The 22,328-nt window shown below is 67.1% G+C and carries 18 protein-coding genes; 16 read left to right on the forward strand and 2 right to left on the reverse strand.

Features of this window, described 5'->3' with window-relative positions:
- The first annotated feature begins 123 nt into the window (after positions 1-123).
- The 10 genes from AC07NY_RS01610 to AC07NY_RS01655 all read left to right on the forward strand — a co-directional run bounded on the left by AC07NY_RS01610 (position 124) and on the right by AC07NY_RS01655 (position 13,729).
- On the forward strand, positions 124-2,418 hold the full coding sequence (locus tag AC07NY_RS01610) for a glycosyltransferase (protein WP_494581296.1): 2,295 nt from the start codon (positions 124-126) through the stop codon (positions 2,416-2,418).
- Complete coding sequence (locus AC07NY_RS01615) at positions 2,415-3,254, forward strand: class I SAM-dependent methyltransferase (protein WP_494581298.1); 840 nt, start codon at positions 2,415-2,417, stop codon at positions 3,252-3,254. The genes AC07NY_RS01610 and AC07NY_RS01615 overlap by 4 nt, the downstream gene beginning before the upstream one ends.
- Positions 3,251-4,498, forward strand: a complete 1,248-nt coding sequence (locus tag AC07NY_RS01620) for a glycosyltransferase family 4 protein (protein ID WP_494581300.1) — start codon at positions 3,251-3,253, stop codon at positions 4,496-4,498. The genes AC07NY_RS01615 and AC07NY_RS01620 overlap by 4 nt, the downstream gene beginning before the upstream one ends.
- Positions 4,495-5,247 (forward strand): hypothetical protein, encoded by a 753-nt coding sequence (locus AC07NY_RS01625; protein WP_494581301.1) that lies wholly within the window; start codon positions 4,495-4,497, stop codon positions 5,245-5,247. Before AC07NY_RS01620 ends, AC07NY_RS01625 begins: the two co-directional genes overlap by 4 nt.
- A 4-nt stretch (positions 5,248-5,251) precedes the next feature.
- The gene (locus tag AC07NY_RS01630) at positions 5,252-7,453 is read left to right on the forward strand and encodes a glycosyltransferase family 2 protein (protein WP_494581303.1); all 2,202 of its coding nucleotides are present in this window, start codon (positions 5,252-5,254) and stop codon (positions 7,451-7,453) included.
- Positions 7,454-7,455: 2 nt separating this feature from the next.
- Positions 7,456-8,760 carry a glycosyltransferase family 4 protein gene (locus AC07NY_RS01635; protein WP_494581305.1) on the forward strand — a complete coding sequence of 435 codons (1,305 nt, stop codon included), beginning with the start codon at positions 7,456-7,458 and terminating at the stop codon, positions 8,758-8,760.
- A gap of 32 nt (positions 8,761-8,792) precedes the next feature.
- Positions 8,793-9,989, forward strand: a complete 1,197-nt coding sequence (locus AC07NY_RS01640) for a polysaccharide pyruvyl transferase family protein (RefSeq protein WP_494581307.1) — start codon at positions 8,793-8,795, stop codon at positions 9,987-9,989.
- Positions 9,986-11,158 (forward strand): hypothetical protein, encoded by a 1,173-nt coding sequence (locus tag AC07NY_RS01645; RefSeq protein WP_494581309.1) that lies wholly within the window; start codon positions 9,986-9,988, stop codon positions 11,156-11,158. Before AC07NY_RS01640 ends, AC07NY_RS01645 begins: the two co-directional genes overlap by 4 nt.
- The gene (locus AC07NY_RS01650; protein ID WP_494581310.1) at positions 11,155-12,612 is read left to right on the forward strand and encodes a polysaccharide pyruvyl transferase family protein; all 1,458 of its coding nucleotides are present in this window, start codon (positions 11,155-11,157) and stop codon (positions 12,610-12,612) included. The genes AC07NY_RS01645 and AC07NY_RS01650 overlap by 4 nt, the downstream gene beginning before the upstream one ends.
- Before the next feature lie 82 nt (positions 12,613-12,694).
- Entirely contained in the window at positions 12,695-13,729 is a 1,035-nt protein-coding gene (locus AC07NY_RS01655) for a GSCFA domain-containing protein (RefSeq protein ID WP_494581312.1), read from the forward strand.
- Positions 13,730-13,744: 15 nt separating this feature from the next.
- Here the strand turns inward: AC07NY_RS01655 and AC07NY_RS01660 are convergent, their stop codons facing one another.
- On the reverse strand, positions 13,745-14,437 hold the full coding sequence (locus AC07NY_RS01660) for a TetR/AcrR family transcriptional regulator (RefSeq protein WP_494581314.1): 693 nt from the start codon (positions 14,435-14,437) through the stop codon (positions 13,745-13,747).
- 107 nt (positions 14,438-14,544) lie between these two features.
- On the opposite strand from AC07NY_RS01660, the gene AC07NY_RS01665 reads away from it, so the two are divergent.
- From AC07NY_RS01665 to AC07NY_RS01690, 6 genes are read left to right on the forward strand one after another with little or no spacing between them, the layout of a single operon-like run.
- On the forward strand, positions 14,545-15,645 hold the full coding sequence (locus AC07NY_RS01665; protein WP_494581316.1) for an ABC transporter ATP-binding protein: 1,101 nt from the start codon (positions 14,545-14,547) through the stop codon (positions 15,643-15,645).
- A gap of 40 nt (positions 15,646-15,685) precedes the next feature.
- Positions 15,686-16,732 carry an ABC transporter substrate-binding protein gene (locus AC07NY_RS01670; protein ID WP_494581318.1) on the forward strand — a complete coding sequence of 349 codons (1,047 nt, stop codon included), beginning with the start codon at positions 15,686-15,688 and terminating at the stop codon, positions 16,730-16,732.
- 25 nt (positions 16,733-16,757) lie between these two features.
- On the forward strand, positions 16,758-17,594 hold the full coding sequence (locus AC07NY_RS01675; RefSeq protein ID WP_494581320.1) for an ABC transporter permease: 837 nt from the start codon (positions 16,758-16,760) through the stop codon (positions 17,592-17,594).
- Entirely contained in the window at positions 17,591-18,400 is an 810-nt protein-coding gene (locus AC07NY_RS01680) for an ABC transporter permease (protein WP_494581322.1), read from the forward strand. The genes AC07NY_RS01675 and AC07NY_RS01680 overlap by 4 nt, the downstream gene beginning before the upstream one ends.
- Entirely contained in the window at positions 18,393-20,009 is a 1,617-nt protein-coding gene (locus tag AC07NY_RS01685; RefSeq protein WP_494581324.1) for a class I adenylate-forming enzyme family protein, read from the forward strand. The genes AC07NY_RS01680 and AC07NY_RS01685 overlap by 8 nt, the downstream gene beginning before the upstream one ends.
- Before the next feature lie 42 nt (positions 20,010-20,051).
- Positions 20,052-20,849, forward strand: coding sequence for an enoyl-CoA hydratase/isomerase family protein (locus AC07NY_RS01690; protein WP_494581326.1), 798 nt, complete (start codon positions 20,052-20,054; stop codon positions 20,847-20,849).
- Positions 20,850-20,864: 15 nt separating this feature from the next.
- Here the strand turns inward: AC07NY_RS01690 and AC07NY_RS01695 are convergent, their stop codons facing one another.
- Positions 20,865-22,190 (reverse strand): MFS transporter, encoded by a 1,326-nt coding sequence (locus tag AC07NY_RS01695; RefSeq protein WP_492285727.1) that lies wholly within the window; start codon positions 22,188-22,190, stop codon positions 20,865-20,867.
- Positions 22,191-22,328: the final 138 nt, after the last annotated feature.

The following is a 22,328-nucleotide window of genomic DNA, read 5'->3' on the forward strand; positions in this document are numbered from 1 at the left end:
CGACCCCTCGTCGGGCCGATGGCTGGACGAGGGGTTTGCAGCTCCCGGAGCGCGACGCCCCCGGAAAGCCTCCCCCGCTTTCCGCAAGCGCTCCGGGATTCTCCGTGCCGCAGGAACGCCCCAATGCTTTCTCTCGCGCCCGTCGCGATGGCGACGACACCGCCTGCCCAGCTCGAACTCCACCGCCTCGGCGGCTCGGTCTTCCTGCTCTGCTGGACGCTCGAGGCCTCGCCCTTCGGCAAGCCCGCGATCGCGCTCACGGCTGGCGGCCGGCGTCTGCCCGCGGCCTCGATCTCGCTCGGTTTGCGCGACGGGCGCGAGCGGCTCGCCGTCGCTTTCCGTTCGTCCGGCCATGACCATGTCGTCGCAACGCTCTCGGATCACGGCCCGCAAGGTGAGGTGACGGCCGGCTTCGATCCGACGCTCGTCCACGGCCTTGCCGATCCGGCTGAAGTTCTCAAGGACTTGGCGCCGCAGGCGCGCCTGACGCTCGCCAATGCGCTGGTCCGTGCCTGGCCACCGCTGTTCGGCCTCGCCGCGATCCCGAATTACCTGTCCTTCCTGCGCCAGTTCCTGCTGACGCTGTTCCCGAAGCCCATCGCGATGCAGCCGACCGCGGTGCTGGTCGACGGGCAGTGGCTGTTCGAGACGGCGGTGCCCGCGGAGTTCGGTGTCTTGCAGGGTGTCGCCCGCCTCGACGGCGCCGGGCTGACGCGCCTCGATCTCAAGTCGCGCCTCGGCGCGGCCAACCGCAGCGGCAAGCGCGAGGTTCATCTCGTGCTGGATGCGCCGCCGAGCCGTGGCGGCGGGCTGCTGATCTTGCAGGGCGAGCGCTCGCTGGTGCTGCGCGCGCTGCCCGGCCGGCAATCCGCGCCCTCGCTTGGCCGCTGGTGGGCCGGCAAGGCCGCGAGTCGCGACGGGTTGCGCAACTGGGTGGTGGAGCAGCTCGCAGGTCTGTCCGAACAGGGACGCCTGCTCGCCATCGAAATGCAGCGGCGCGTGCCGCTCGCCGTCCAGCATGTCCGGCGCAGCGACGACCTGCCTGCGGCCGAGCTCGACCTCGCCGTCTGCAACCGGGCAGGATTGCTGATCGGCGGCTGGCTGCGCGATCCCGACGATCTCCTGGAAGAAGTGCTGCTCCATCGCGGCAATGGCGAGCCGATCGCGATGCTGTCGCGTTTGCAGCGCTTCCCCGTGCGCCTGCCGACCGGGGCGGATGGCGAGACGCGTGCCGCCACGGGCTTCGCCGGCTTCGCTCCGGACTATGCCGGCGGTGCGCCGGTGTTGCAGCCGCGTTGCGAGATCAAGCTGAAATCCGGGACGACGCTGACATTGCGCCCGCCGGTGCAGCCGGCCGATCCGGTGACGATCCGGGCGCGGGCGCTGGCGGCGATCCCGCCGCAATATCTGACCGCGGAGATGATCGAGACGACGCTCGCGCCGATCCTCGCCGCCTGCCAGGAGGATTTGCGCGACAGCCGGCCGGAGCCGGTCGTCAAGGCGTATGGACAGCCATTGGCGCGGCCGAAGGCCTCGGTCGTGATCCCGCTCTACCGTGTCTATGATTTCCTGCGCGTGCAGGTCGCGGCCTTCGCCGGCGACCCGTGGTTCACGGAGAATGCCGAGCTGATCTATGTGCTCGATTCGCCCGAGCACGAGGCCGAGGTCGCGCATCTCCTCGGCGGCCTGCATCTCGCCTATGGCCTGCCGATGCAGCTCGTCGCGATGCGGCGCAATGGCGGCTTCTCGGCCGCCTGCAATGCCGGCGCTGCCGTGGCGCGCGGCGAGGTGCTCGCCCTCGTCAATTCCGACGTGATCCCGACCGGTAATGGCTGGCTGGAGGGCTTGATGGCCCGGCTCGACCGCCGCGCACGGGTCGGCGCTGTCGGTCCGAAACTACTCTACGACGACAACTCGCTGCAGCATGCCGGTTTGCTCTTCAAGCGCGACAGTAAAGGCACCTGGCTCAACCATCATTACTTCAAGGGCATGCCCGGAAGCTATGCGCCGGCCACTATCGAGCGACCGGTGCCGGGTGTCACAGGCGCCTGCATCGTGATGGCGCGCGATCTCTACGAGGAGCTTGGCGGCTTCGACGAGAGCTATGTGATCGGCGATTACGAGGACAGCGATCTCTGCCTCAAGATCCGCCGCGCCGGCTTCGGCATCCTCTATGTCCCGGATGTCGCGCTCTACCACCTTGAGCGGCAATCGATCGCGCGCAGCACCGATTACACGCGCGGCGCCGCCTCCCAGCACAATGCCTGGCTGCAGTCGCAGCGCTGGGGCGCCCAGATCGAGGCACTGATGCAGGCCTTCGAGACCTCGGCGCCCGAGCTCGCTTTGCCGGCGCCTGCCGCTCCCAGCGAGCCCGACCTTGTCCCCCGCTTCACCTTCAGGAGAGCGACCGCCGCATGACTGCCCTGAGACAGATCGCACCGGAGCCAGTTCCCGCGGAAGCCTCCGCCGGGCCCGAGCTCGACTGGCTCCTGGCCTCGCTGCAGAGCAACCGCTTCATGCCGCACCCTCCGCCGGACTCGATCTTCGTCGGCGACGGCGATTATCGCGCCATCGGCGCCGAGTTCCTCGGCCATTTCATCCGGATCGGCCGGCTGAAGCCGCATGAGCGCGTTTTCGACATCGGCTGCGGCATCGGCCGCATGGCGGTGCCATTGACGCAGTATCTCGACCCCGCGCGCGGCAGCTATGACGGCGTCGATCCGGTGATGGAGGGCATCCTGTGGTGCGCCCAGACGATCACGCCGGCCTATCCGCGCTTCCGCTTCCAGCGGCTCGATATCGCCCATCCCCTGTATAATCCGGCCGGTTCCCTGCCGGGCGTCGAGGTCCGTTTCGGCTTCGCCAATGGCAGCTTCGATTTCGTGACGATGACCTCGGTCGCGACGCATCTGCCGCCTGAGGAACTGGTGGTCTATCTGCAGGAGGCGGCGCGCCTGCTCTCACCGGGCGGGCGGCTCTTCCTCACCGCTTTCGCGATCGACGGCGCGGCGACCGGCCAGGAGCGTCTGTCGTTCAAGCGCTGGCAGGACGGGCCGGGCTGGTACGCGATCGACGAGGCGCCGCTGGCGGCCGCCGGCATCGACAGCCGCTTCCTGCTGGAACAGACGGCGCAGGCCGGGCTTACCGTCGAGGCACTGCGCCCGGGCCATTGGCGCGGCATCAGCGCGGCGCATTACCAGGACCTGCTGATCGCGACGAAACCGGGGGGCAAGGGACCGGGAGGCGTGGCATGAGCCGGCGCATCCTCGTCGTCGCGCATAACCATCCGTCGCTGCATCCGGGCGGCACCGAGATTTTCGCGCATGACCTGACGCAGGCCTATCGCGAGCAGGGCTGCGAGGTGCTGTTCCTTGGCGCGACCAATGCGATGCATCGCGGGCCGCATCCGGGCACGGCGCTGCAGGCGATCGGCGAGGACGTGGTGCTGTGGAGCCAGCATTACGACCGCTTCCACATGAGCCAGATCGACCATTACGGCACGTTGCAGGACCTGGCGACGCTGCTGGAGGAGTTCCGGCCGGACGTGATCCACGTCCATCATCTCGTGCTGATCGGCGCGGAGTTCCTGACGCTGGCGCGCCGGCTCCTGCCGCAGGCGGCGATCGTGATGACGCTGCACGACTATTACCCGATCTGCCATCATGACGGGCTGATGGTGCGGCCGGGCGACCGCCAGCGCTGTAACGGTTCCTCGCCCTCGGCCTGCCATGGCTGTTTCCCCGAGATCGGCTCGGACCGTTTCCTGCTGCGCGAGCGCTTCATCAAGACGCATCTGGCCGTCGTCGACCGCTTCGTCGCGCCGAGCCGCTTCCTGCGCCAGCGCTATGTCGACTGGGGCCTGCCCGGAGAGCGGATCGAAGTCATCGCCAATGCCCGTCCGGCGCAGGAGGCTGCGCCGCACCGGCAAGCCACGGGTCGCCGTGCCAGCTTCGGCTATTTCGGCAATCTCAACCCCTGGAAGGGCGTGCTGCCGCTGTTGCAGGCGGCGCAGTTGCTGCAGGCTTCCGGCGAGACCGAATTCTCCCTGCGCATCCATGGTGGCGCGCCGTTCCAGAGCGAGGCCTTCACCGCGGCGTTCGAGACAGCGCTCGGCGGCGCGGAGGGCGTCGTCACGCATTACGGAGCCTATTCCCGTGACGAGGTCCCGGGCTTGATGGCCGAAATCGACTGGGTGGTGATGCCCTCGATCTGGTGGGAGAACGCGCCCCTCGTCATCCAGGAAGCCTTCCAGCACCGCCGCCCGCCGATCGTCAGTGCCATCGGCGGCATGGCCGAGATGGTGCGCGACGAGATCGACGGGCTGCATGTCCGGCCGGGTGATCCGGTCGCGCTGGCCCGCACCTTGCGCCGGGCGACGGAGGAGGCTGGCCTCTGGCAGCGCCTCGTCCACGGCATCGCCGAGCAGCCAACGCTGGCCGACTGCGCCGGCCGCCACCTCGCCCTCTTCGATGACCTCAAGCTCGCGGAGGCCGCATGACCACGGCTCAACATCAGGACAACGAAGTCCGCCTGCCTAACGTCAACCCCGCCCGCCTGAACGGACGGGTCGATGCCCTCGACGGCAGCCGTCTGCATGGCTGGATCTGGGACGAGGCCCGCCCCGACGAAGCGATCACGGTCAGGATTTCCCTGGACGGCAAGGTCGTCGCGGAAACGAAGGCCGACCAGAGCCGCATCGACCTGCGCCGCAACGGCATTGGCGACGGCAAGCACGCCTTCTCGATCGATCTCGACGAGACGCTGGTTGCGGCGCGCGCCCGGTTGACGGTCGTCGGCGTCTCTCCTGCGACGGGCGCCGAGTTCGAATTGCGCCTGCCGGCGGCGGACGAATTGGCGGCGGAGGCGGCGATCGCCGTGCCGCTGGCGCGCTTCTTCGACAAGGTCGAGATGCTGATCGTGCTCAACCGGCGCGCCCAGCTTGCCCAGAAGGAGCTCAACGAGAAGCTCGATCGAATCGCGGCGCGGCTCGAGGAGAATCATGCGCTGGCCGAGGCGACCAAGGCCGAGACCGAGAGCCAGAGCGAGATCGTGCGCCGGCTCGGCGAACTCGACGTCTTCCAGTTGCGCTTCGACGGCACCTTGCGCGGCTTCGACGAGCGATTGGATGCGATCCGCAAGGAGGCGCGGGCCCCGCTCCGGCAGGTCACCGTCATCCTCGGCTTCCTCTCGGCGCTCGCCGCGGTGATGTCCTTCGTCACGCTCGCCGTCACCTTGTGGGGAGGGTGAGGCGATGAGCGAGGTCATCGTTCCCGAGAGGACAGCGATCGCGCAGGCGCCGACCGTCTCCTGGACGCCGCTCGGCGAGAACGCGATCCTCGTCCGCAGCCATTGCGACGCCATTCCCGCGAAGGTGCCGGTCGCGGTCGACGGTAATCCGCGCAACCGTGCCCAGACGATGGTGCTGAGCTGGCGCCGGCCAGGCTCCGAGCCTTCGGCAGCCACCGGCTTCCTGTGCCTGGCGCCGGCACCGAGCATCGACGACAGCGGCACCGGCGCGCTGTTGATCGGTCGTCCCGGCCGGCCGCTGCGGCTGATCCTGGCGCCGAAGCCTCAACCCCTGCAGGCCTTCCTCTCCGAGCTCGCCGATGATGCCGGGCAGGCCTTTCCGAGCGTGGTCGACGGCCTGCTCGAAGTGCTGCTGACTGGCGCGCCCAACCCGCGTCGTCTCAGGGCCGTGGCGATGCTCTTGCAGACGGTAGCGCGGCCGGGCGGCTTCGTCGAGGTGATGGGCAAGCTCGACGATATCGCTGGCTCGGGCGGCGGCATCTTCCTGCAGGGCTGGACCTCCCATTTCGCCGCCGGACGGGTGAAGCTGCTGATCTCGCATGGTGGATTGTCGCCGGCCCATCTCGAAACCGGGACCTTCGAGCGCGACGATCTCGGCGAGGGCGCGCGCGGCTTCTTCGGCCTGCTGGAGGATTGCCACGCCCAGCACCCCGGCGAGATCGAGCGGCTCTATTTCCGCGGTAATGACGGCTGGCGCGCGCTCGAAGTCTATGAGCGCCATGTCCTGCTGGAGCCGATCACCGTGCCTGGCCATCTGCGCGACGGCCTGCAGCGCGGCACCGCCCCGCAGGCCACGATCGACAAGCTGAAGCGCGCCTCGCAGCGCTTCGACGGGCGCGATACGGTCTGCCTGCTGGAGGAGCCGGTGCGCGCCGGCATCGACTCGGTCACGGTGGTCGAAGGCACCGGCGTGCTGATCATCGGCTGGCTGTTCGATCCCGAGCGGCGGGTCGGCGGCATCTCGCTGCGCAGCGGCAGCCAGTCCTGCGCCGTCGATCGCCTCTGGACGCGGGTGCAGCGCGCCGACGTGACGGCGGCCTTCATGGAGGACCCGCGCTTCGGCCCGGCTCTGGCATCGCGTCGCAACAATCACGGCTTCATCGTCTTTGCGCCAAAACTCCTGCCGGAAGCCGGCCAGCCGCTGCATCTTGCCTTCGAGGTGCAGGGTACGGGCCCGGCCTTCCTGCCGCTCGAACCCAATCGCGCCCCGGCGCGCCGCGCGCTGGAGCGCGTGCTCGGCCTGCTCGACCCGCGCTCCTCGACCGCGAACGCCGTGGTCGAGCGCCAGATCGCGCCGGCCTTGCAGGCGGCCGAGATCGCGCCGCCGCGCGCCGCGGAAACGCTCGATGTCGGCACCTTCGATCCCGAGGCCCCGCTCGGCCTCGTCATCGGGCTCGATCACCGTCACCGCGAATTGTCGGCGCTGTTCGCATTGCTGGCGATGGATCCGGAGGCGCGGCCCTTGCCCATCGTGCTCGCCGCGCCCTCCGAGAGCTTCGACCGCGTCGGCGCCGAAGCGCGGCGGCTGGCGCGCTTCTATGGCTTGTCGGTGCGCCTCGTCGCGGTGGAGGGCGTCGAGGATGCCTGCGATGCGCTGGAGGCGGGCGTGCGGGCTTGTCGATTCAACACGGTCGCCTTGCTTTCCGGCGCCGCGCAGATTCGCATGCCCGGCTGGCTCGGCCGGCTGGAGCGAGCCTATCGGGCGCGTGGCGGCCAATGCGTCGCGAGCCCGACCTTGCTTTTCGAGGATGATTCCATCCGCTGGGCCGGCGCCTGGCTGGAAGGCGAGGGGGCAAACCGGCGCATCGCCAATCGTTTCGTCGGCTACCCCCTTGAGGCGGTCGGCAATCTCGGCCCGATGGAGGTCGCCGCCGGCGCCAGCGAGTGCTGCGTGCTGTCGCGAGCCGCCTTCATCGAGGTCGGCGGCTTTGCCCGCAACTACTTCACCACGGCGGAGAAGGGGCTCGATCTCTGCCTCAAGCTCCGGATGGCGGGCTCGCCCTCGCTCTGGGTGCCCGATGTCGAGGTCTATGCCGTCGACGACGCGGAGACCGCGACGCCCCATGCCGGCGCACTCGCGCAGCTCGCCGACCGCACCAGCTTCGATCGGCGCTGGGCGCTCGCCATCTCCAACATGAAAGGCTGAGGATGCGGGTTCTCGTGATATCGCACGGCCACCCTTCGCTGTCCCTGGGTGGCGCGGAGGTGGCGTCCTACAACCTGCACAAGGGCTTGCAGGCCGGCGAGGGCGTCGATTCTCATTTCCTCGCCCGCGTCGGCGCGCCGACGCCGCGCCATGCCGGCACGGCGCTGATGAGCCTGCGCCAGCGCGGCGGCGAATTGCTCTACTACGCCGAGGATTACGACCACTTCCTGATCTCGAACCGGGCGACGGAGGAGATCGACCGCGATTTTGTCCGCGTGTTGAACGACCTGAAGCCCGATGTGGTGCATTTCCACCATTTCATCGGGCTCGGCCTCGAATGCCTGTTCGCGGTGCGCGACGCGCTGCCGGACGCGCTGATCGTGGTGACCTTCCACGAATATCTCTCGATCTGCCACCACCACGGCCAGATGGTGAAGACCGGCGCCTTCAAGCTCTGCTACCGGTCGTCGCCGACCGACTGCAACGCCTGCTTCCCGGACATCTCGCCGGCCCGCTTTCTGGCGCGCGAGACCTTCATCAAGGGCATGCTGGGGCTCGCCGACCATTTCGTCTCGCCGAGCCGCTTCCTCGTCGACCGCTATGTCGACTGGGGCCTTGCCGAAGACCGCTTCTCGGTGATCGAGAACGGTATCGATGTCGCTGGCGCCGCACCGCCGCGCCCGCTGCCGGAAGGCAAAGGGCGGCGCTCGCGCTTCGCCTATTTCGGCCAGCTCACGCCCTACAAGGGCGCTGACGTGCTGATCGACGCGGTCACGCGCATCCCGGAAAAAATCTGGGGCGAGGATTCGATCCTGCTGGTCTATGGCGGCAATCTGGAGCGGCAGCCGCAGGCCTATCAGGACAAGTTCGCCAAGCTCGTCGAGGCGGCCGGCCGGCGCGTGCGCTTCTGCGGCGCCTTCCAGAACCGCGAGATGCCGAACCTGATGCGCTCGGTCGACTGGATGGTGATGCCCTCGGTCTGGTGGGAGAACTCGCCGATCGTGATCCAGGAGGCGTTCTTCCACGGACGCCCGATCCTGGCGAGCAATCTTGGCGGCATGGCCGAGAAGATCACCGACGAGGTCGACGGCCTGCATTTCCGGCCCGGCAGCCCGGAAGACCTCGTCGACTGCATGACGCGCGCGCTGACCGAGCCCGGTCTGTGGGAGCGGCTGCGCGGCGGCATCAAGCAGCCGATGAGCCATGTCGAATGCGCCGGGACGCATCTCGACCTCTACCGCCGCCTGCTGGCGGAACGCAGCAAGCCTGCCGCCACGCGGCAGGACCACGCTGCGATGATCGCCTGAAACCATAACGAAACAACAGGGGAGACCCGACCATGGCCCGCATCCTCGTCATCAGCCCCTCCGGGGAGGTCTATGACCACGACAATGTCCGCTGGTATCGCCATGCCGATCTGCAGAGCCATATCGAGCACTACCACAATATCGGCGACGCCTTCGTCTTCGATTCCTCGCTGAAGCTGCTCAATTTCGAGAAGCTCGACGAGTTGCCGATCGATCGTGTCGACCCGACGATGATCGACCGGCTCAATGCCGAGTACGACTACGTCTTCCTGCGCGGCTCCAACTATGTCCACGCGCAGATGAACTGGTCGAAGGCGGCCGAGGTGCTGCGCCGGTTGAAGATTCCGGTCATCGCCTTCGGCATCGGCGCGCAGGCGCCGGTCAGCGGCAAGCTGGAGCTGAGCGAGGACACGAAGACCGTCCTCAAGCTCATTTCGGATTCCACCGCCTCGCTCGGCGTTCGCGGCACCTATTCGGCCGAGGTGCTGAACGATCTCGGCATCAGGAATGTCCGTATCATCGGCTGCCCGACGGCGTTCCGGAACAACGATCCCAACCTCGCCATCCGCCTGCCGCCGCTGGAGCAGATCAAGACCGCCGGCGTCACGCTGCGGCGCGAGGTCTCGAAGACCTATGCGCAGGACATCAAGCGCTACCTCACCTTCCATCGCTCGCTGGTGAAGGCGATGGCGGATCGTTTCGAGGTCACGCTGATGTCGCAAGGCGAGGTCGAGGAGAAGAAGCTCGCGCTCGGCACGATCGAGCAGCAGGCGCAGGCGATGACGGCGCTGCGCGCCAATGAATGGGCCAATAACTGGTATCTCGATGAGCAGGTCGAGCGGCTCTACCAAACCCGGATGTTCTATTCCGACGTGGTGGCGGAATATGAGCGGCTGGTGCGCGGGCTCGACCTCGTGCTCGGCTACCGCCTGCACGGCAACCTGATGGCGCTCGCGAACGGCACGCCCTCGATCTACTTCACCTATGACAGCCGCACCGTCGAATTCGCGGATACCTTCAAGATCCCGAGCGTCGACGTCTTCGGTGGGCAGGATTTCAGGCTTGAAGACTATTGGGAGCAGGCGCGCTTCGACCGCTTCAACGCGGCTTACGGGCAGGTCTACCGCGCGATGAGCGCCTTCCTCAGCGAGAACAAGGTCGACCACAAGATGGTCAAGCCGGCTGCGGCTGCCCAATCGGCGCCCGCGCCGGAAAGGAAGGTGGCATGAGGAGCGCCCGCACCCTGCGCGCGGTGCTGTCGGCGGCCTGTCTGCTGCTGGCGGCGCCCGCGATGGCGCAGGGCTATCGGCTTGAACTCGCACCCGATGCGAAGGAGGAGACGGTGGTGTCCTGGGCGCGCGAGCGCTGCGAGCAATGGGACCTGCCGGATGCGCCCTTGCGTGCCTTCCGCGACGACAAGGGCGAGGTCGTGGCCTTCGCCAGCCATTATCGCAATCGCCCGCTGATCGGCCGCGACCTCGCCTCGATCCGCAAGAGCTGCTCCGTTTCCTTCGAGGCCAAGAACAGCGCCGATCCGAGCGCGTTCAGCGACAAGAGCTGGATCGCCGCGACCTGGACCGGCGACGGGCGCCATGTCGAGGCGCTGATCCATGCCGAATATCATGCGGACAAGCATCCCGGCGCCTGCCGCTTCAAGGAGGCGATGAGCTGCTGGTACAATGTCGTCACCGCCGCCCGCTCGAATGATGGCGGGCGCAGCTTCAGGACCGACGAGCCGCGCCCCTTGGTGGCGGCGCCGCCCTACAAGCAGGATGTCGGGCAGGGCCGGCATCGCGGCTTCTTCAATCCCTCCAACATCGTCGAGAAGGACGGCGCCTGGTACGCTCTGATCGCGACCACCGGCGGCGAAGGCCAGAAGAACGGCGTCTGCCTGTTCCGTTCGACGGATATCAAGGACGCGACGGCATGGCGCGCTTTCGACGGGCAGGACTTCACGATTCCCGCCGTCGATCCCTATCGCGACGACCTGAGCCAGGCCCGGCCATGCCAGCCGTTGAGGCACCTGCCGACGACGGTCGGCTCGGTCACGCGGCATGAGGCGAGCGGGCAATGGCTTGCGCTGTTTCATCTCGGCCCCGATCCGCGCCAGGGCATCGCCGGCGGGCGCGTCGCCTATAGCTGGTCGAATGACCTCGTGAGCTGGTCGCCGCTGCAGACGCTCGTCACGCATCCGACGATGTGGAGCAAGGATTGCGGCGACCGCGATCGCTATGGCTACGGCGCCATCGCGGACCCTGCCTCGCCCTCGCGCAATTTCGAAACCACGGGCGACACGCCCTTTCTGTTCATGACCAAGATGCATGTCGCCGACTGCAAGATCGGCCCGCAGCGCGATCTCGTCCGCATCAAGGTTCGCATCGTGAAGGACAATCCATGAATGCGCCCGCCCATCCACTCCCGGCCAGCCAGGCCGTGCAGAGCATGAAGATTCTGCGCGCAACCACGCAGGAGGCCGTCGTCCTCGTCGCCCGCGAGCCGGGAGGAAGCTGGCCGTCGCTGCGCCTGCTGCTCGACGGGCAGGATTACGCCACGATCAATCCAGGCGCGCTCGTCACCGGCGATGCGACCGTGGCGGAGGTCGCGATTCCGTTGCCGGCCCTGCCGGAGACACGATTGCGTTCGATCGCGGTTGCTGATGCCCGCACCGGCGCGCTCGCGCCCGGTTCGGAATTGCGCCCGGTGTCGAAGACAAAAGCCTTGCGTGCGCTGGTGATCTATCCGGCGGGTGAGGTCTACGACCATGACAAGGTGCGCTGGTATCGCGCGCCGATGGAGAAGCTGCTCAGCGACTACTTCAATATCGGCGACATGATCGTCTACGATTCGACGCTGAAGCTCCTCGACTACGCGCATCTGGAGCCGATGAAGATCATGTCGCCGACAGAGGCCGACATCGCGCGCTATGCCACCGAGTTCGATTTCGTCTTCGTGCGCGGCTCGAACTTCATCCATGAGAGCATGGATTGGTTCCGCGCCGTTGAGGTGCTGGAGAAGGTCAAGCTGCCGGTCTACGCCATCGGCGTCGGCGCACAGGCGAGCCAGAACCGCCGGATCGAATTGTCGGAGGGCTCGAAGCGCTTCTGGTCGATCGTGGCCGAGCGTTCGGCCGCCATCGGCGTGCGCGGGGCCTTCAGCGCCGAGACGCTCCGGCAGAACGGCATCCGCAATGTCGAGGTGGTCGGCTGCCCCTCGATCTTTCGTACCCGCAATCGCGACCTCCAGATCCGCGTTCCCGACCAGCGCGAGATCCGCAAGGTCGCGTTCAGCCTGCGTCGCGAGGCCGACAAGAGCTACACCGCCGATCCGGAGGCCTATCTGCGCAATCAGAAGGCCGCCCTGCTCAAGGTCGACAGCCAAAGCGAGATGGTGATGTCCTCGCATGGCGAGCAGGAGGAGAAGGCGTTCTTCCTGCGCGATCCCGCGGCCAAGGAGAAGGCCGTCGCCGAATTCACCCGCACCGGCTGGTGGAACGGAGCGGACGATGCCGCGATGCGCCGGATCTACGAGAAACAGCTCTTCTCGTTCTTCGATGTCGAGCATTACGACGCCTTCGCCCGCTCGCAAGATTTGGCCGTCGGTTATCGCGTCCATGGCGTGCTGCCGGCCGTCGCACATGGCGTGCCCGGCGTGCTCGTCGCCTATGACACGCGCAGCCAGGAACTGGCCGAGACGCTGAAGATTCCGGTCGTGCCGGAGGCGGCGCTGGCTGAGGGCGGCTGGCGCGCGGTCTATCAGGAGGCGGCGCTGAACGGCCTCGCGAAGAGCTATGCCGGCTCCTACGACCGGATGCGCGGCTTCCTCGACCGGAACGGCATTCCACACCGGATGTGAGGGCTGGCCAGGGCTCATGAACGGCCTTCGCAGAGGCGCGAAGGCCCTCCGGCTATCGGCTTCCACGAACCAGGAGACGATCATGAAGATCGAATACGATGCGGGCACGGCCCTTTCGATCATGCGGGGCAATCCCGTGCGCGGCTGGACCTCGGGCAAACCCGAGAAGATGGCCAAGGAACGCCTGACCACGGGCGACTATGTCGCGGTCGAGCATAAATCGAAGTTCCGGCTCGATCCGTCCGCGCCGATCTTCACCATGGGTTCCTGCTTCGCACGCGAGGTCGAGAACATCCTGATGACGCGCGGCCTGCCGCTGCTGCTCGAAGGCCATGGCGTGCCGGCCGAGCATTTCGAGAGCTGGAACGAGGAGAGCGGGCGCGGCGGCGGAGCCGATCGCGGCCAGCTTAGCCGGGGCGCGCTGAACAAGTACTCGGTGCGCTCCATGACGCACGAGATCAAGCGCGTCCTGCTCGGCGAGAGCTATCCGGACGAGGGGCTGATCGAGCTTGCCCCCGGGCAGTGGTTCGATCCGCAGGCCAGCGGCCTCAGGCTGCTCGATCGCGAGACCGCTCTCGCCAACCGCAAGCGCCTCACCGCTGCCACCGCGCAGATCAGGCAGGCGCGCGTCTGCTTCTTCACGCTCGGCCTGACGGAGACCTGGCTCGATGCGCAGACTGGTATCGCGATGAACGCCCATCCCGGCCCGGTCTGGCTGCAGCGCATGCCGGAGCGCTTCCGCTTCGTCGATTACGGCTATGAGGCGACGCTGGCCGACATGCTCGACATCATCGGGCTGATCCGCGAGCACTGCCACCCGGAGATGCGCTTCGTCGTCACGGTCTCGCCGGTGCCGTTCGGCGCGACCTTCAAGGATGCCGATGTCATCGTCGCCAACAGCGCCTCGAAATCGGTGCTGCGGGCGGTCGCCGAGGAGTTGTTCCGCCGCTTCGACTTCGTCGACTACTTCCCGAGCTACGAGATCGTGCTGAACTCGCCGCGCGCGCTCGCCTTCCAGGACGACCAGCTCCATGTCGCACGCGACATGGTCGGGCATGTGATGGAGACCTTCCAGAGCGCCTATCTGGCGCCGCAGGAGCAGCCGCAGGCGGCCTAGCGCTCGACGCTGCGATCAGGGATCGCGGCCGAGCAGGGAACGGTGCCAGCTCAGCGAGAGCGTACCGGCGAAGTCGTCATCGGCGAGCCCGATGGCGAGGCCGCGGGCGAAGACCTCGTGCAGGAGCTTGTCGACCATGGCGATGCAGCCCAGCGCCGTCGCGAGGCGCTGGGGGAGTGGCTGTGCCGCTAGCGAGGGCTCCTCGCGCTCCGCTGCGCGCAGGACACGATGGGCCAGAGCGAGATTGGCCTTGAGCCCGATCGCGGCAAACTCGTCGAGCTCGTCGGCGAGCTGCCCCTGGCAGCGCATCAGGCCGATATTCCGGCGATAGAGGTCGATATAGTAGAGATGGCCGACGACGAGGCGCTGGTAGAAGCTCTGGCCGGGCTGGCGCTGCGGCCGGTGCGCGCGAATTGCTTCCATGAAGGCGGTGAGCACGTCATGTGCGACGCCACGCTTGTCCTTCCAGTGCAGGTAGAAGGTGCCGTGGGCGAAATCGGCGCGCTTGCAGATATCGGCGACCTTGAGCCCGCCGAAGCCTGAATCCTGGATCAATTCCGCCGCCGCGATCATCAGCTTTCGCCGGGTCATCTCCGAGCGGGACAGTTTCGGCGCGACTTCGAGCTCGGCCCGCATGGCTTCGGGCAGGCTGAAGCCGGAGGTTGCGGCTCGCGGCTCGCTCGAGCCAGAGGTTGCGTTAACGGCCATTCTGGCCGCGTCGAGGGCTTCGTTCGCCTGCTTTGCGGATGGATGACCGCTTGACACGTCTCGTCTCCGATTCACATACTGACATTGATATCAGTTTCAGGATCGTGATGCACCCATCTCTAGCACATCGCGGCGCGAAAGGGTTGCAGGCCTCGGCGGGCGGGGCGCCGATCTCGTTCGCGGGGATCACGAAGCGCTACGGCCCGGTCGAGGCGCTCCGGGAATTCTCGCTGGATATCGCGGGTGGGGAGTTCGTCACCTTCCTCGGCCCGTCGGGGTCCGGCAAGACGACGGCGCTCAACATCCTCGCCGGCTTCATCGAGCCCAGCGCCGGCGACGTGCTGATCGACGGCGTCTCGATCACCCGCCTGCCGACCGAGAAGCGCAATGTCGGCATGGTCTTCCAGAGCTATTCGCTGTTCCCGCATATGGATGTCCGCGACAATGTCGCCTTTCCGCTGCGGATGCGCGGCGTGCCCAAGGCCGAACGCCATGCGCGGGCCGAGCAGGCCTTGGCCATGGTCCGGCTCGCCGGCTATGGCGGGCGCAAGCCGCATGAACTCTCCGGCGGCCAGCGCCAGCGCGTCGCCTGCGCCCGCGCCATCGTCTTCGAGCCGCGCGTGCTGCTGATGGACGAGCCGCTCGGCGCGCTCGACCTCAAGCTGCGCGAGGCGATGCAGGACGAGATCAAGGAGGTGCAGCGCCGCATCGGCTGCACCGTGATCTATGTCACGCATGACCAGGGCGAAGCGCTCGCCATGTCCGACCGGATCGTGGTGATGAGCGAGGGGCGCATCGAGCAGATCGGCGCGCCGGCCGCGGTCTATGACAGTCCCAGCAACGCCTTCGTCGCGCAATTCGTCGGCGAGACCAATTTTCTGCCCGCCGAGCTGACCGGGGGGCGGCTGGCTTTTGCGGGGGCTGATGCGCCGGCGCCTGCCCGCCTGCCGGAAGGTTGGCGCGGGCGGGTGGCACTACGGCCGGAGCATTTCACGCGGGTCTCGGAGGCTGGGGTTGCGCCGGTACTTGCTGGGCGGATCGGTGATGTCGCCTTCCATGGCGGCAGCTATCGCTATGTCGTCGAGACCGAGAAGGCCGGGCGCGTGATCGTGCAGGAGCAGCGCCGGCATGGCGGCGACGGCCCCGTGGTCGGCGCGTCCGTGACGCTCGGATTCAGCCTGGAAAGGGCCGCGTTCCTCGACGGCTGACGATCGATTCCACAACGACAACAAGGGGAGGGAACGAACGATGACCGCAGTGACGAGACGTGACATGGGGCGCCTGGCATTGGGCGGCGCGGCGCTTACCGCCTTGGGCACGAGCGCTCGCGCGCAGGCCGTGACGATCACCGTCAACGGCTCGGGCGGCAGCCTCGCCAAGTCGCTGGAGCGGATCTACGAGAAGCCCTTTACGGCCGAGACCGGCATCGGCGTGCGCGCCACCGCGCCCGTCTCGCTGGCCAAGCTCAAGGCGATGGTCGAGACCGGCAACATGGAATGGGACCTGACCGAGATGGGCGGGGCCGACATGATCGAGGCCGTGAAGAACAACTGGCTGACCGAAATCGACTGGTCGATCGTCGATCCTGACAACAAGCTGCCGCCGATCGCCCGCCAGAAATACGGCATGGTCACCTCGACCTTCTCGACCGTGATCGCCTATCGCACCGACAAGTTCGGCGGGAAGGCTCCGAAATCCTGGGCCGATTTCTGGGACGTGAAGAGCTTTCCGGGGCCGCGCGCGCTGCAGGATTCGCCGGTGCAGAACCTCGAATTCGCGCTGCTCGCCGACGGCGTGCCGGCCGACAAACTCTATCCGCTCGATGTCGAGCGCGCCTTCAAGAAGCTCGACCAGATCAAGCGCCATGTCGCGGCCTGGTGGACGACGGGCGCGCAGCAGGTCCAGCTCCTCGTCGATGGCGAGGCGGTGATGGGCACGGTCTGGAACGGGCGCGTGCCGCCGCTGAAGAAAGAGGGCAAGCCGGTCGACATCATCTGGAACGGCGGGGCGCTGCAGCTCTCGTACTGGGCAGTGCCGAAGGGCGCCAAGCACCCGAAGGAAGCGATGCGCTACATGAAGACGCGCCTCGATCCCGACAAGGGCGTCCAGCTCCTGCAGGATTCGCCTTATCCCGGCTTTGCGCCCGGCCTGATCGAGAAGGTGGACCCGGAGCTTGCGAAAATCCTGCCGATCCATCCCGACAATGTCGCGGTCCAGTATTCGTTCAACCCGGAATACTGGAGCGAGCACCGGCCGAAGCTGACCGAGCGCTGGGCCGCCTGGCTGCTGAGCTGAGGGTCAAGGGCCGGGGACAGGTAACGTGCTCAGGAAGTCGATGGTGGCGCCGTTGCTGGCCGCGCCGCTCCTGCTGCTCTTCGCGATTTTCTTCGTGGTCCCGTTCGTCGAGATCATGCGGATTTCGTTCGCGGGCAAGGGCGGGGCATGGGCCGGCGTCAGCTGGCTGATGTCCTCGCCCGTCTTCGCGCTGGTCTTCCTGAACACGCTGAAGCTCGCGCTCAGCGTGACATTGATCTGCCTCGTCCTCGGCTATCCTGCCGCCTGCTTCATCGCCGGCCAGCCGGCCTCGCGGCGCGGTATCTATCTCGCGCTGGTGCTCCTGCCGTTCTGGACCAGCGTGCTCGTGCGCACCTACACATGGTCGCTGGTGCTCGGGCGCGAGGGGCTGCTCAATGCCTCGCTGATCTGGCTCGGGATCACCTCCGAGCCGCAGCGCTTCATGTTCACGCCGCTCGCCGTGCATCTCGGCATGGTGCAGATCCTGCTGCCGGTCGCGATCCTGACGTTGGTCGGCGTGATGACCGAGCTCGATGCAGGGCTGGTCCGGGCCGCGCGCGTGCTCGGGGCCTCGCCCTGGCGCGCTTTCTGGCATGTCTACCTGCCAATGACGAAGCCCGGGATCGTCGCCGCCGCGATGCTGCTCTTCATCCTCTCGCTCGGCTTCTACATCACGCCGGCGCTGCTCGGCGGGCCGCGCCACCGCACCATCGCCAACCTGATCGATCTCCAGGTTCACCAGATGAACGACTGGACGGCGGCCTCCGCCATGGCGCTCGTGCTGCTGGCGACGACGATCGCCGCGGTCGCGCTGCTGCGCTGGCTGGTGCCGGAGCGCAATCTCTACGGAGGTGCGCGATGAGCCCCCGTATCGTCCGCATCGCGCTCGCCCTCTGGTTCTGCGCGGTCGTCTTCTTCCTGCTGTTTCCGCTGGTCTTCCTGATCCCGCTCTCTTTCAACGAGTCGGAGATACTGAGCTTTCCGCCGAGCGCCTGGTCGCTGCGCTGGTACCGTGTGCTGTTCACCGATGCGTCCTGGAGCGGGGCGCTCTGGCTTAGCGTCAAGATCGGTGTGCTCGTGACGATCCTGTCGGTCGCGATCGGCACGGCCAGCGCATTGGCGATCGTGCGCCATCGTCTGCCGGGCGCGGGATTGCTCTACGGGCTCGCGATTGCGCCCTTGATCGTGCCGGGCATCGTCATCGCGCTCGGCATGTTCATGCTGTTCGCGCGGCTGAAATGGCTGGAGAGCCTGACCACGCTGGTCCTCGCTCATACGGTTGTCGCTGTGCCCTATGTCATTGTCGTGGTCAGCGCGGCCCTGCGCAATCTCGACGAGACGATCGAGCGCGCGGCGCGCGTGCTTGGCGCCGGGCCGTGGCGGAGCTTCCTGCTGGTCACATTGCCGGCGCTCAGGCCCGCGATTCTGGCCGGAGCGATGTTCGCCTTCTTCGCTTCCTTCGACGACCTGATCATCACGCTTTTCGTCTCCGGAGCGATCGAGACCCTGCCGCTCCGGATCTGGAACGACCTCAATCTCAGGCTCGACCCGACCGTCGCCGCCGCCGCCTGCGTGATGGTGGCGATGTCGATGGTCGGGCTCGGCATCGCGGAAATCGCGCGCAGCGCCGGCTTGCGCCGGCTCAGGACGGAACAGGCCGATGGATAGGGAATTGCAGGAAGCCGCGGAGTTGCGCGCGCTGATCGAGGCCGAGCCGTTCCCGCGCAATCTCGCGGCCTTCATCGAGGCTTGTGCCGCCGAAATGGGCGATGCCCCGGCGGCGAATTTCTTCGAGGCGGGCATCGTCCTGAGTTATCGCGAGCTTGCTGAGAAGACGCGTTCGCTCGCGGCGGGGCTGGCGGCGCGCGGCATCGGCTTCGGCGACCGCGTCGGCGTGATGCTGCCGAACATTCCGGCCTTTCCGCTGACCTGGCTGGCGCTGGCGCGGATCGGCGCGATCATGGTGCCGGTCAATGTCCGCTATACCCCGCGTGAGGTCGCCTATGTGCTGACCGATAGCGGCGCCGGGACGATCGTGATCGAGGCCGGCGTGCTGGCCGAGATCGGGGAGGCGCCGGAGGTCCGGGACCTCGCGGCCTTCGCCAAGCCGATCGTCGTCGGCGGGGAGGGCGATTGGGAAAAGCTGGCCGCGACGCCGGCGGCGGGTTTCGCCCCGGCGCGCGAGCCTGAACTCGATGACCTCATCAACATCCAATACACCTCGGGCACGACCGGCTTTCCCAAGGGCTGCATGCTCAGCCACCGCTACTGGCTGACGCTGGGCCGTGTCGCGGCGATGCGCGCCAACGGCATCGTCAGGCATGTCATCGCGGCGCAGCCCTTCTACTACATGGACCCGCAATGGCTGTTGCTGATGGCGATGCGCCTAAAGGGCACGCTCTTCGTCGCGGCCAAGGCCTCGGGCACCAATTTCCTCGACTGGGTCCGACGCTACGGTATCGAATACTGCATCTTCCCGCAGATCGTTCTGAAGCAGGCGCCGCGACCTGACGATCGCGACATTCCGCTGAAGATGGTCTCGGTCTTCGGCCTGCGGAAGAACATGCATGCCGAATTGGAAGCGCGCTTCAACGTGGTGGCGCGCGAGAGCTTCGGCATGACCGAGGTCGGCTCGGCGTTGTTCACGCCCTATGGCGCGACCTCGATGGTCGGCTCGGGCACCTGCGGCATCGCCTCGCCCTTCCGCGAAGCGACTGTTCGCGACGAGGACGGCAACGAAGTCCCGCCCGGCGAGATCGGCGAATTGTGGATTCGCGGGCCCGGTATCCTTCAGGGCTACTGGAACAAGCCTGAAGCCAATGCCGACAGCTTTCGCGAGGGTGGCTGGTTCCGCACCGGCGACCTGTTCCGGCGCGACGAGCGCGGCTTCCACACGATCGTCGGGCGGATCAAGGACATGATCCGCCGCTCGGGCGAGAACATCGCGGCGCGCGAGGTCGAGGCCGTGATGCTCGGCTGGCAGGATATCCTCGAAGCCGCCGCGATCCCCGTCCCCGATATGGACCGGGGGCAGGAGGTGAAGGCCTGCATCGTGCTCAAGCCGGGCGTTGCGGCCGCTGCCTTCGATGTCGATGGATTCTTCGCGCATTGCAGCGCGCATCTCGCACCGTTCAAGGTGCCGCGCTTCCTCGAATTCCGCGCGAGCCTGCCGAAAACCCCGTCCGAGAAGGTCGCCAAGCACGTCATCGTCGCTGAGCGCGAAGACCTACGTGCTGGCGCCTATGACCGCCTGTCCCGCGGCTGGCTCGCCGGCTGAACCGCTTCCGTTTCGAGACATCCGCGCCGAAGGAGAACCGCCTTGCCGCTTCGCTACGAGAAGGATGGCGACATCGCCGTCTTCACCATCGAGAACGGGTCGGTGAATCCGACCAATCCGATGATCCACAAGGAGCTCTTCCTCGCGCTGAAGGATTTTCTGGCGGATACCTCGATCCGCTGCGGCATCCTGACCGGGGCGGGCGAGCGCGGCTTCTGCGCCGGGGACGACATCAAGACCCCTTACAAGCGCGGCACCACCTCGCGCGACGAGCTCGCCGACCATCTCTGGCCGCATAATGGCGAGGGCGAGACGCCGCATGACTTCTCCTGGTCGCGCGACGTGCTGGCGCTCGAGCGCTTCAAACCGATCATCGGCGCGGTCAATGGCTGGTGCCTGGGGCAGGGCATGATCTACCTGCTCTCGCTGACCGATATCCGGATCGCCTCGACCAACGCCAAGTTCGGCTTTCCCGAGGTCGCCTATGGCATGGGCGGCGCGGGCGGCACCTCGCGGCTCGGCCTGCAATTGCCGCATACGGTCGCGATGTGGATGCTGCTGACCGGCGACCCGATGGAGGCCGAGGAGGCCCTGTCGCACCGGCTGGTCAACAGGGTCGTCGCGCCGGATGCGTTGATGGCGACGGCCCGCGAGGTCGCCGGCAAGATCGCGCGCCATCCGCCGGAGGCCGTGCGCGTCGAGATGGAGGCCTATTACCGAGGCCGCGAACTCTCGCGCGCCGATGCGCTGGCCTTCACCAAGCATCTCTACCGGGTGCAGCGCATGGGCCTGCGCGAGGAGCCGGTCCAGCCGGACCGTTTCCTGTATCGGCAGGGCTGAGACGGACGTGGCGCGCTATTCGTAGCGCGCTTCCAGCCGCCGATCGATCCACAGAGCCGCCAGCGTGCAGAGCGCGCCGGAGAGCAGGTAGAGCCCGACCCAGGCGAGACCGAAGGCGCTGGACAGCGTCAGCGCCACCAGCGGGGCGAAGCCGGCGCCGATCAGCCAGGCGAGGTCGGAGGTCAGGGCTGCGCCGGTATAGCGGTATTGCGGCTTGAAGCTGGAGGCGACCGCGCCGGCGGTCTGGCCATAGGCGAGGCCGAGCAGGCCGAAGCCGACGATGACATAGATCGTCTGGCCGGCGAGGCTGTCGCCGAAGAGCAGCGGCGCGACGATGCTGGACAGGCTGAACAGCGCGATCATGCCGCCCGAGAGCAGGAGCGTGTTGCGGCGGCCGATCTGGTCGGCGATCAGGCCGGAGGTCACGACCGCGCCGGCGCCGACCACGGCGCCCGCGCTCTGCACCAGCAGGAACTCCGAGACCGAACGGTTGGTGAAGAGATTGATCCAGCTGACCGGGAAGATGGTGACGAGGTGGAAGAGCGCGAAGCTCGCCAGGGGCACGAAGGCGCCGAGGATGAGCGTGCTGCCGTGGACCCGGATGAGCTCGACCACCGGAACCGGCATCAATTCGCGGGTCTGCATCAGCTCGGCGAATTCAGGGGTCGCGACCATGCGCAGGCGGGCGAAGAGCGCGACGACATTGATCGTCAGCGCGACGAAGAACGGATAGCGCCAGCCCCAGCTCAGGAAGTCCTCCCTGGAGAGCGCGCCCTCGAAATAGGCGAAGAGACCGGCGGCGAGGATGAAGCCGAAGGGCGCGCCGAGCTGGGGCAGCATCGCGTACCAGCCGCGGCGGTTCGGCGGGGCGTTGAGGGCGAGCAGGGAGGACAGGCCATCCCAGGCACCGCCGAGCGCGATGCCCTGCAGCAGGCGGAAGCCCGCGAGGATGACGATCGACCAGATGCCGAGCGTCGCATAGCCCGGCAAGAAGGCGATTGCCGCCGTCGAGCCGCCGAGCAGGAAGAGCGCGGCCGTGAGCTTGGTCCCGCGGCCGTAGCGCCGGTCGATCGCGAAGAACAGCACCGAGCCGATCGGACGGGTGACGAAGGCCAGCGCGAAGATGCCGAAGGCGTAGAGCGTACCGGTCAGTCGGTCGGCGAAGGGGAAGACCAGTTCGGGGAAGACCAGCACGCAGCCCAGCCCGAAGACGAAGAAGTCGAAATATTCCGAGGTTCGCCCGATGATGACGCCGAGCGCGATATCGGTCGGTGCCACATGGCCGTGGCCGTGCTCGCCTGTCTTGTGACTCGATGAACGGCTCGCCGCGTCAGCGCTCATGACCGCGAATTCCTCTTTGGCGGGCCGGCCGTCAGAACCGGACTTGCCCGCACCTCCTGCAAATGGATACGGTGGATAGAAGCCACCCGTCAAACCGCCGCAATGGGACAGATTGTCCGATGTGCAGTGCGGGAGAAT

Source organism: Allobosea sp. GW821-FHT09G06 (assembly GCF_059416005.1).

Bases quoted from the DNA above. Each gene is read 5' to 3' on its own strand.
- AC07NY_RS01610 (WP_494581296.1), top strand. From the start codon at position 124: ATGCTTTCTCTCGCGCCCGTCGCGATGGCGACGACACCGCCTGCCCAG.
- AC07NY_RS01615 (WP_494581298.1), top strand. From the start codon at position 2,415: ATGACTGCCCTGAGACAGATCGCACCGGAGCCAGTTCCCGCGGAAGCC.
- AC07NY_RS01620 (WP_494581300.1), top strand. From the start codon at position 3,251: ATGAGCCGGCGCATCCTCGTCGTCGCGCATAACCATCCGTCGCTGCAT.
- AC07NY_RS01625 (WP_494581301.1), top strand. From the start codon at position 4,495: ATGACCACGGCTCAACATCAGGACAACGAAGTCCGCCTGCCTAACGTC.
- AC07NY_RS01630 (WP_494581303.1), top strand. From the start codon at position 5,252: ATGAGCGAGGTCATCGTTCCCGAGAGGACAGCGATCGCGCAGGCGCCG.
- AC07NY_RS01635 (WP_494581305.1), top strand. From the start codon at position 7,456: ATGCGGGTTCTCGTGATATCGCACGGCCACCCTTCGCTGTCCCTGGGT.
- AC07NY_RS01640 (WP_494581307.1), top strand. From the start codon at position 8,793: ATGGCCCGCATCCTCGTCATCAGCCCCTCCGGGGAGGTCTATGACCAC.
- AC07NY_RS01645 (WP_494581309.1), top strand. From the start codon at position 9,986: ATGAGGAGCGCCCGCACCCTGCGCGCGGTGCTGTCGGCGGCCTGTCTG.
- AC07NY_RS01650 (WP_494581310.1), top strand. From the start codon at position 11,155: ATGAATGCGCCCGCCCATCCACTCCCGGCCAGCCAGGCCGTGCAGAGC.
- AC07NY_RS01655 (WP_494581312.1), top strand. From the start codon at position 12,695: ATGAAGATCGAATACGATGCGGGCACGGCCCTTTCGATCATGCGGGGC.
- AC07NY_RS01660 (WP_494581314.1), bottom strand. From the start codon at position 14,437: ATGGCCGTTAACGCAACCTCTGGCTCGAGCGAGCCGCGAGCCGCAACC.
- AC07NY_RS01665 (WP_494581316.1), top strand. From the start codon at position 14,545: ATGCACCCATCTCTAGCACATCGCGGCGCGAAAGGGTTGCAGGCCTCG.
- AC07NY_RS01670 (WP_494581318.1), top strand. From the start codon at position 15,686: ATGACCGCAGTGACGAGACGTGACATGGGGCGCCTGGCATTGGGCGGC.
- AC07NY_RS01680 (WP_494581322.1), top strand. From the start codon at position 17,591: ATGAGCCCCCGTATCGTCCGCATCGCGCTCGCCCTCTGGTTCTGCGCG.
- AC07NY_RS01685 (WP_494581324.1), top strand. From the start codon at position 18,393: ATGGATAGGGAATTGCAGGAAGCCGCGGAGTTGCGCGCGCTGATCGAG.
- AC07NY_RS01695 (WP_492285727.1), bottom strand. From the start codon at position 22,190: ATGAGCGCTGACGCGGCGAGCCGTTCATCGAGTCACAAGACAGGCGAG.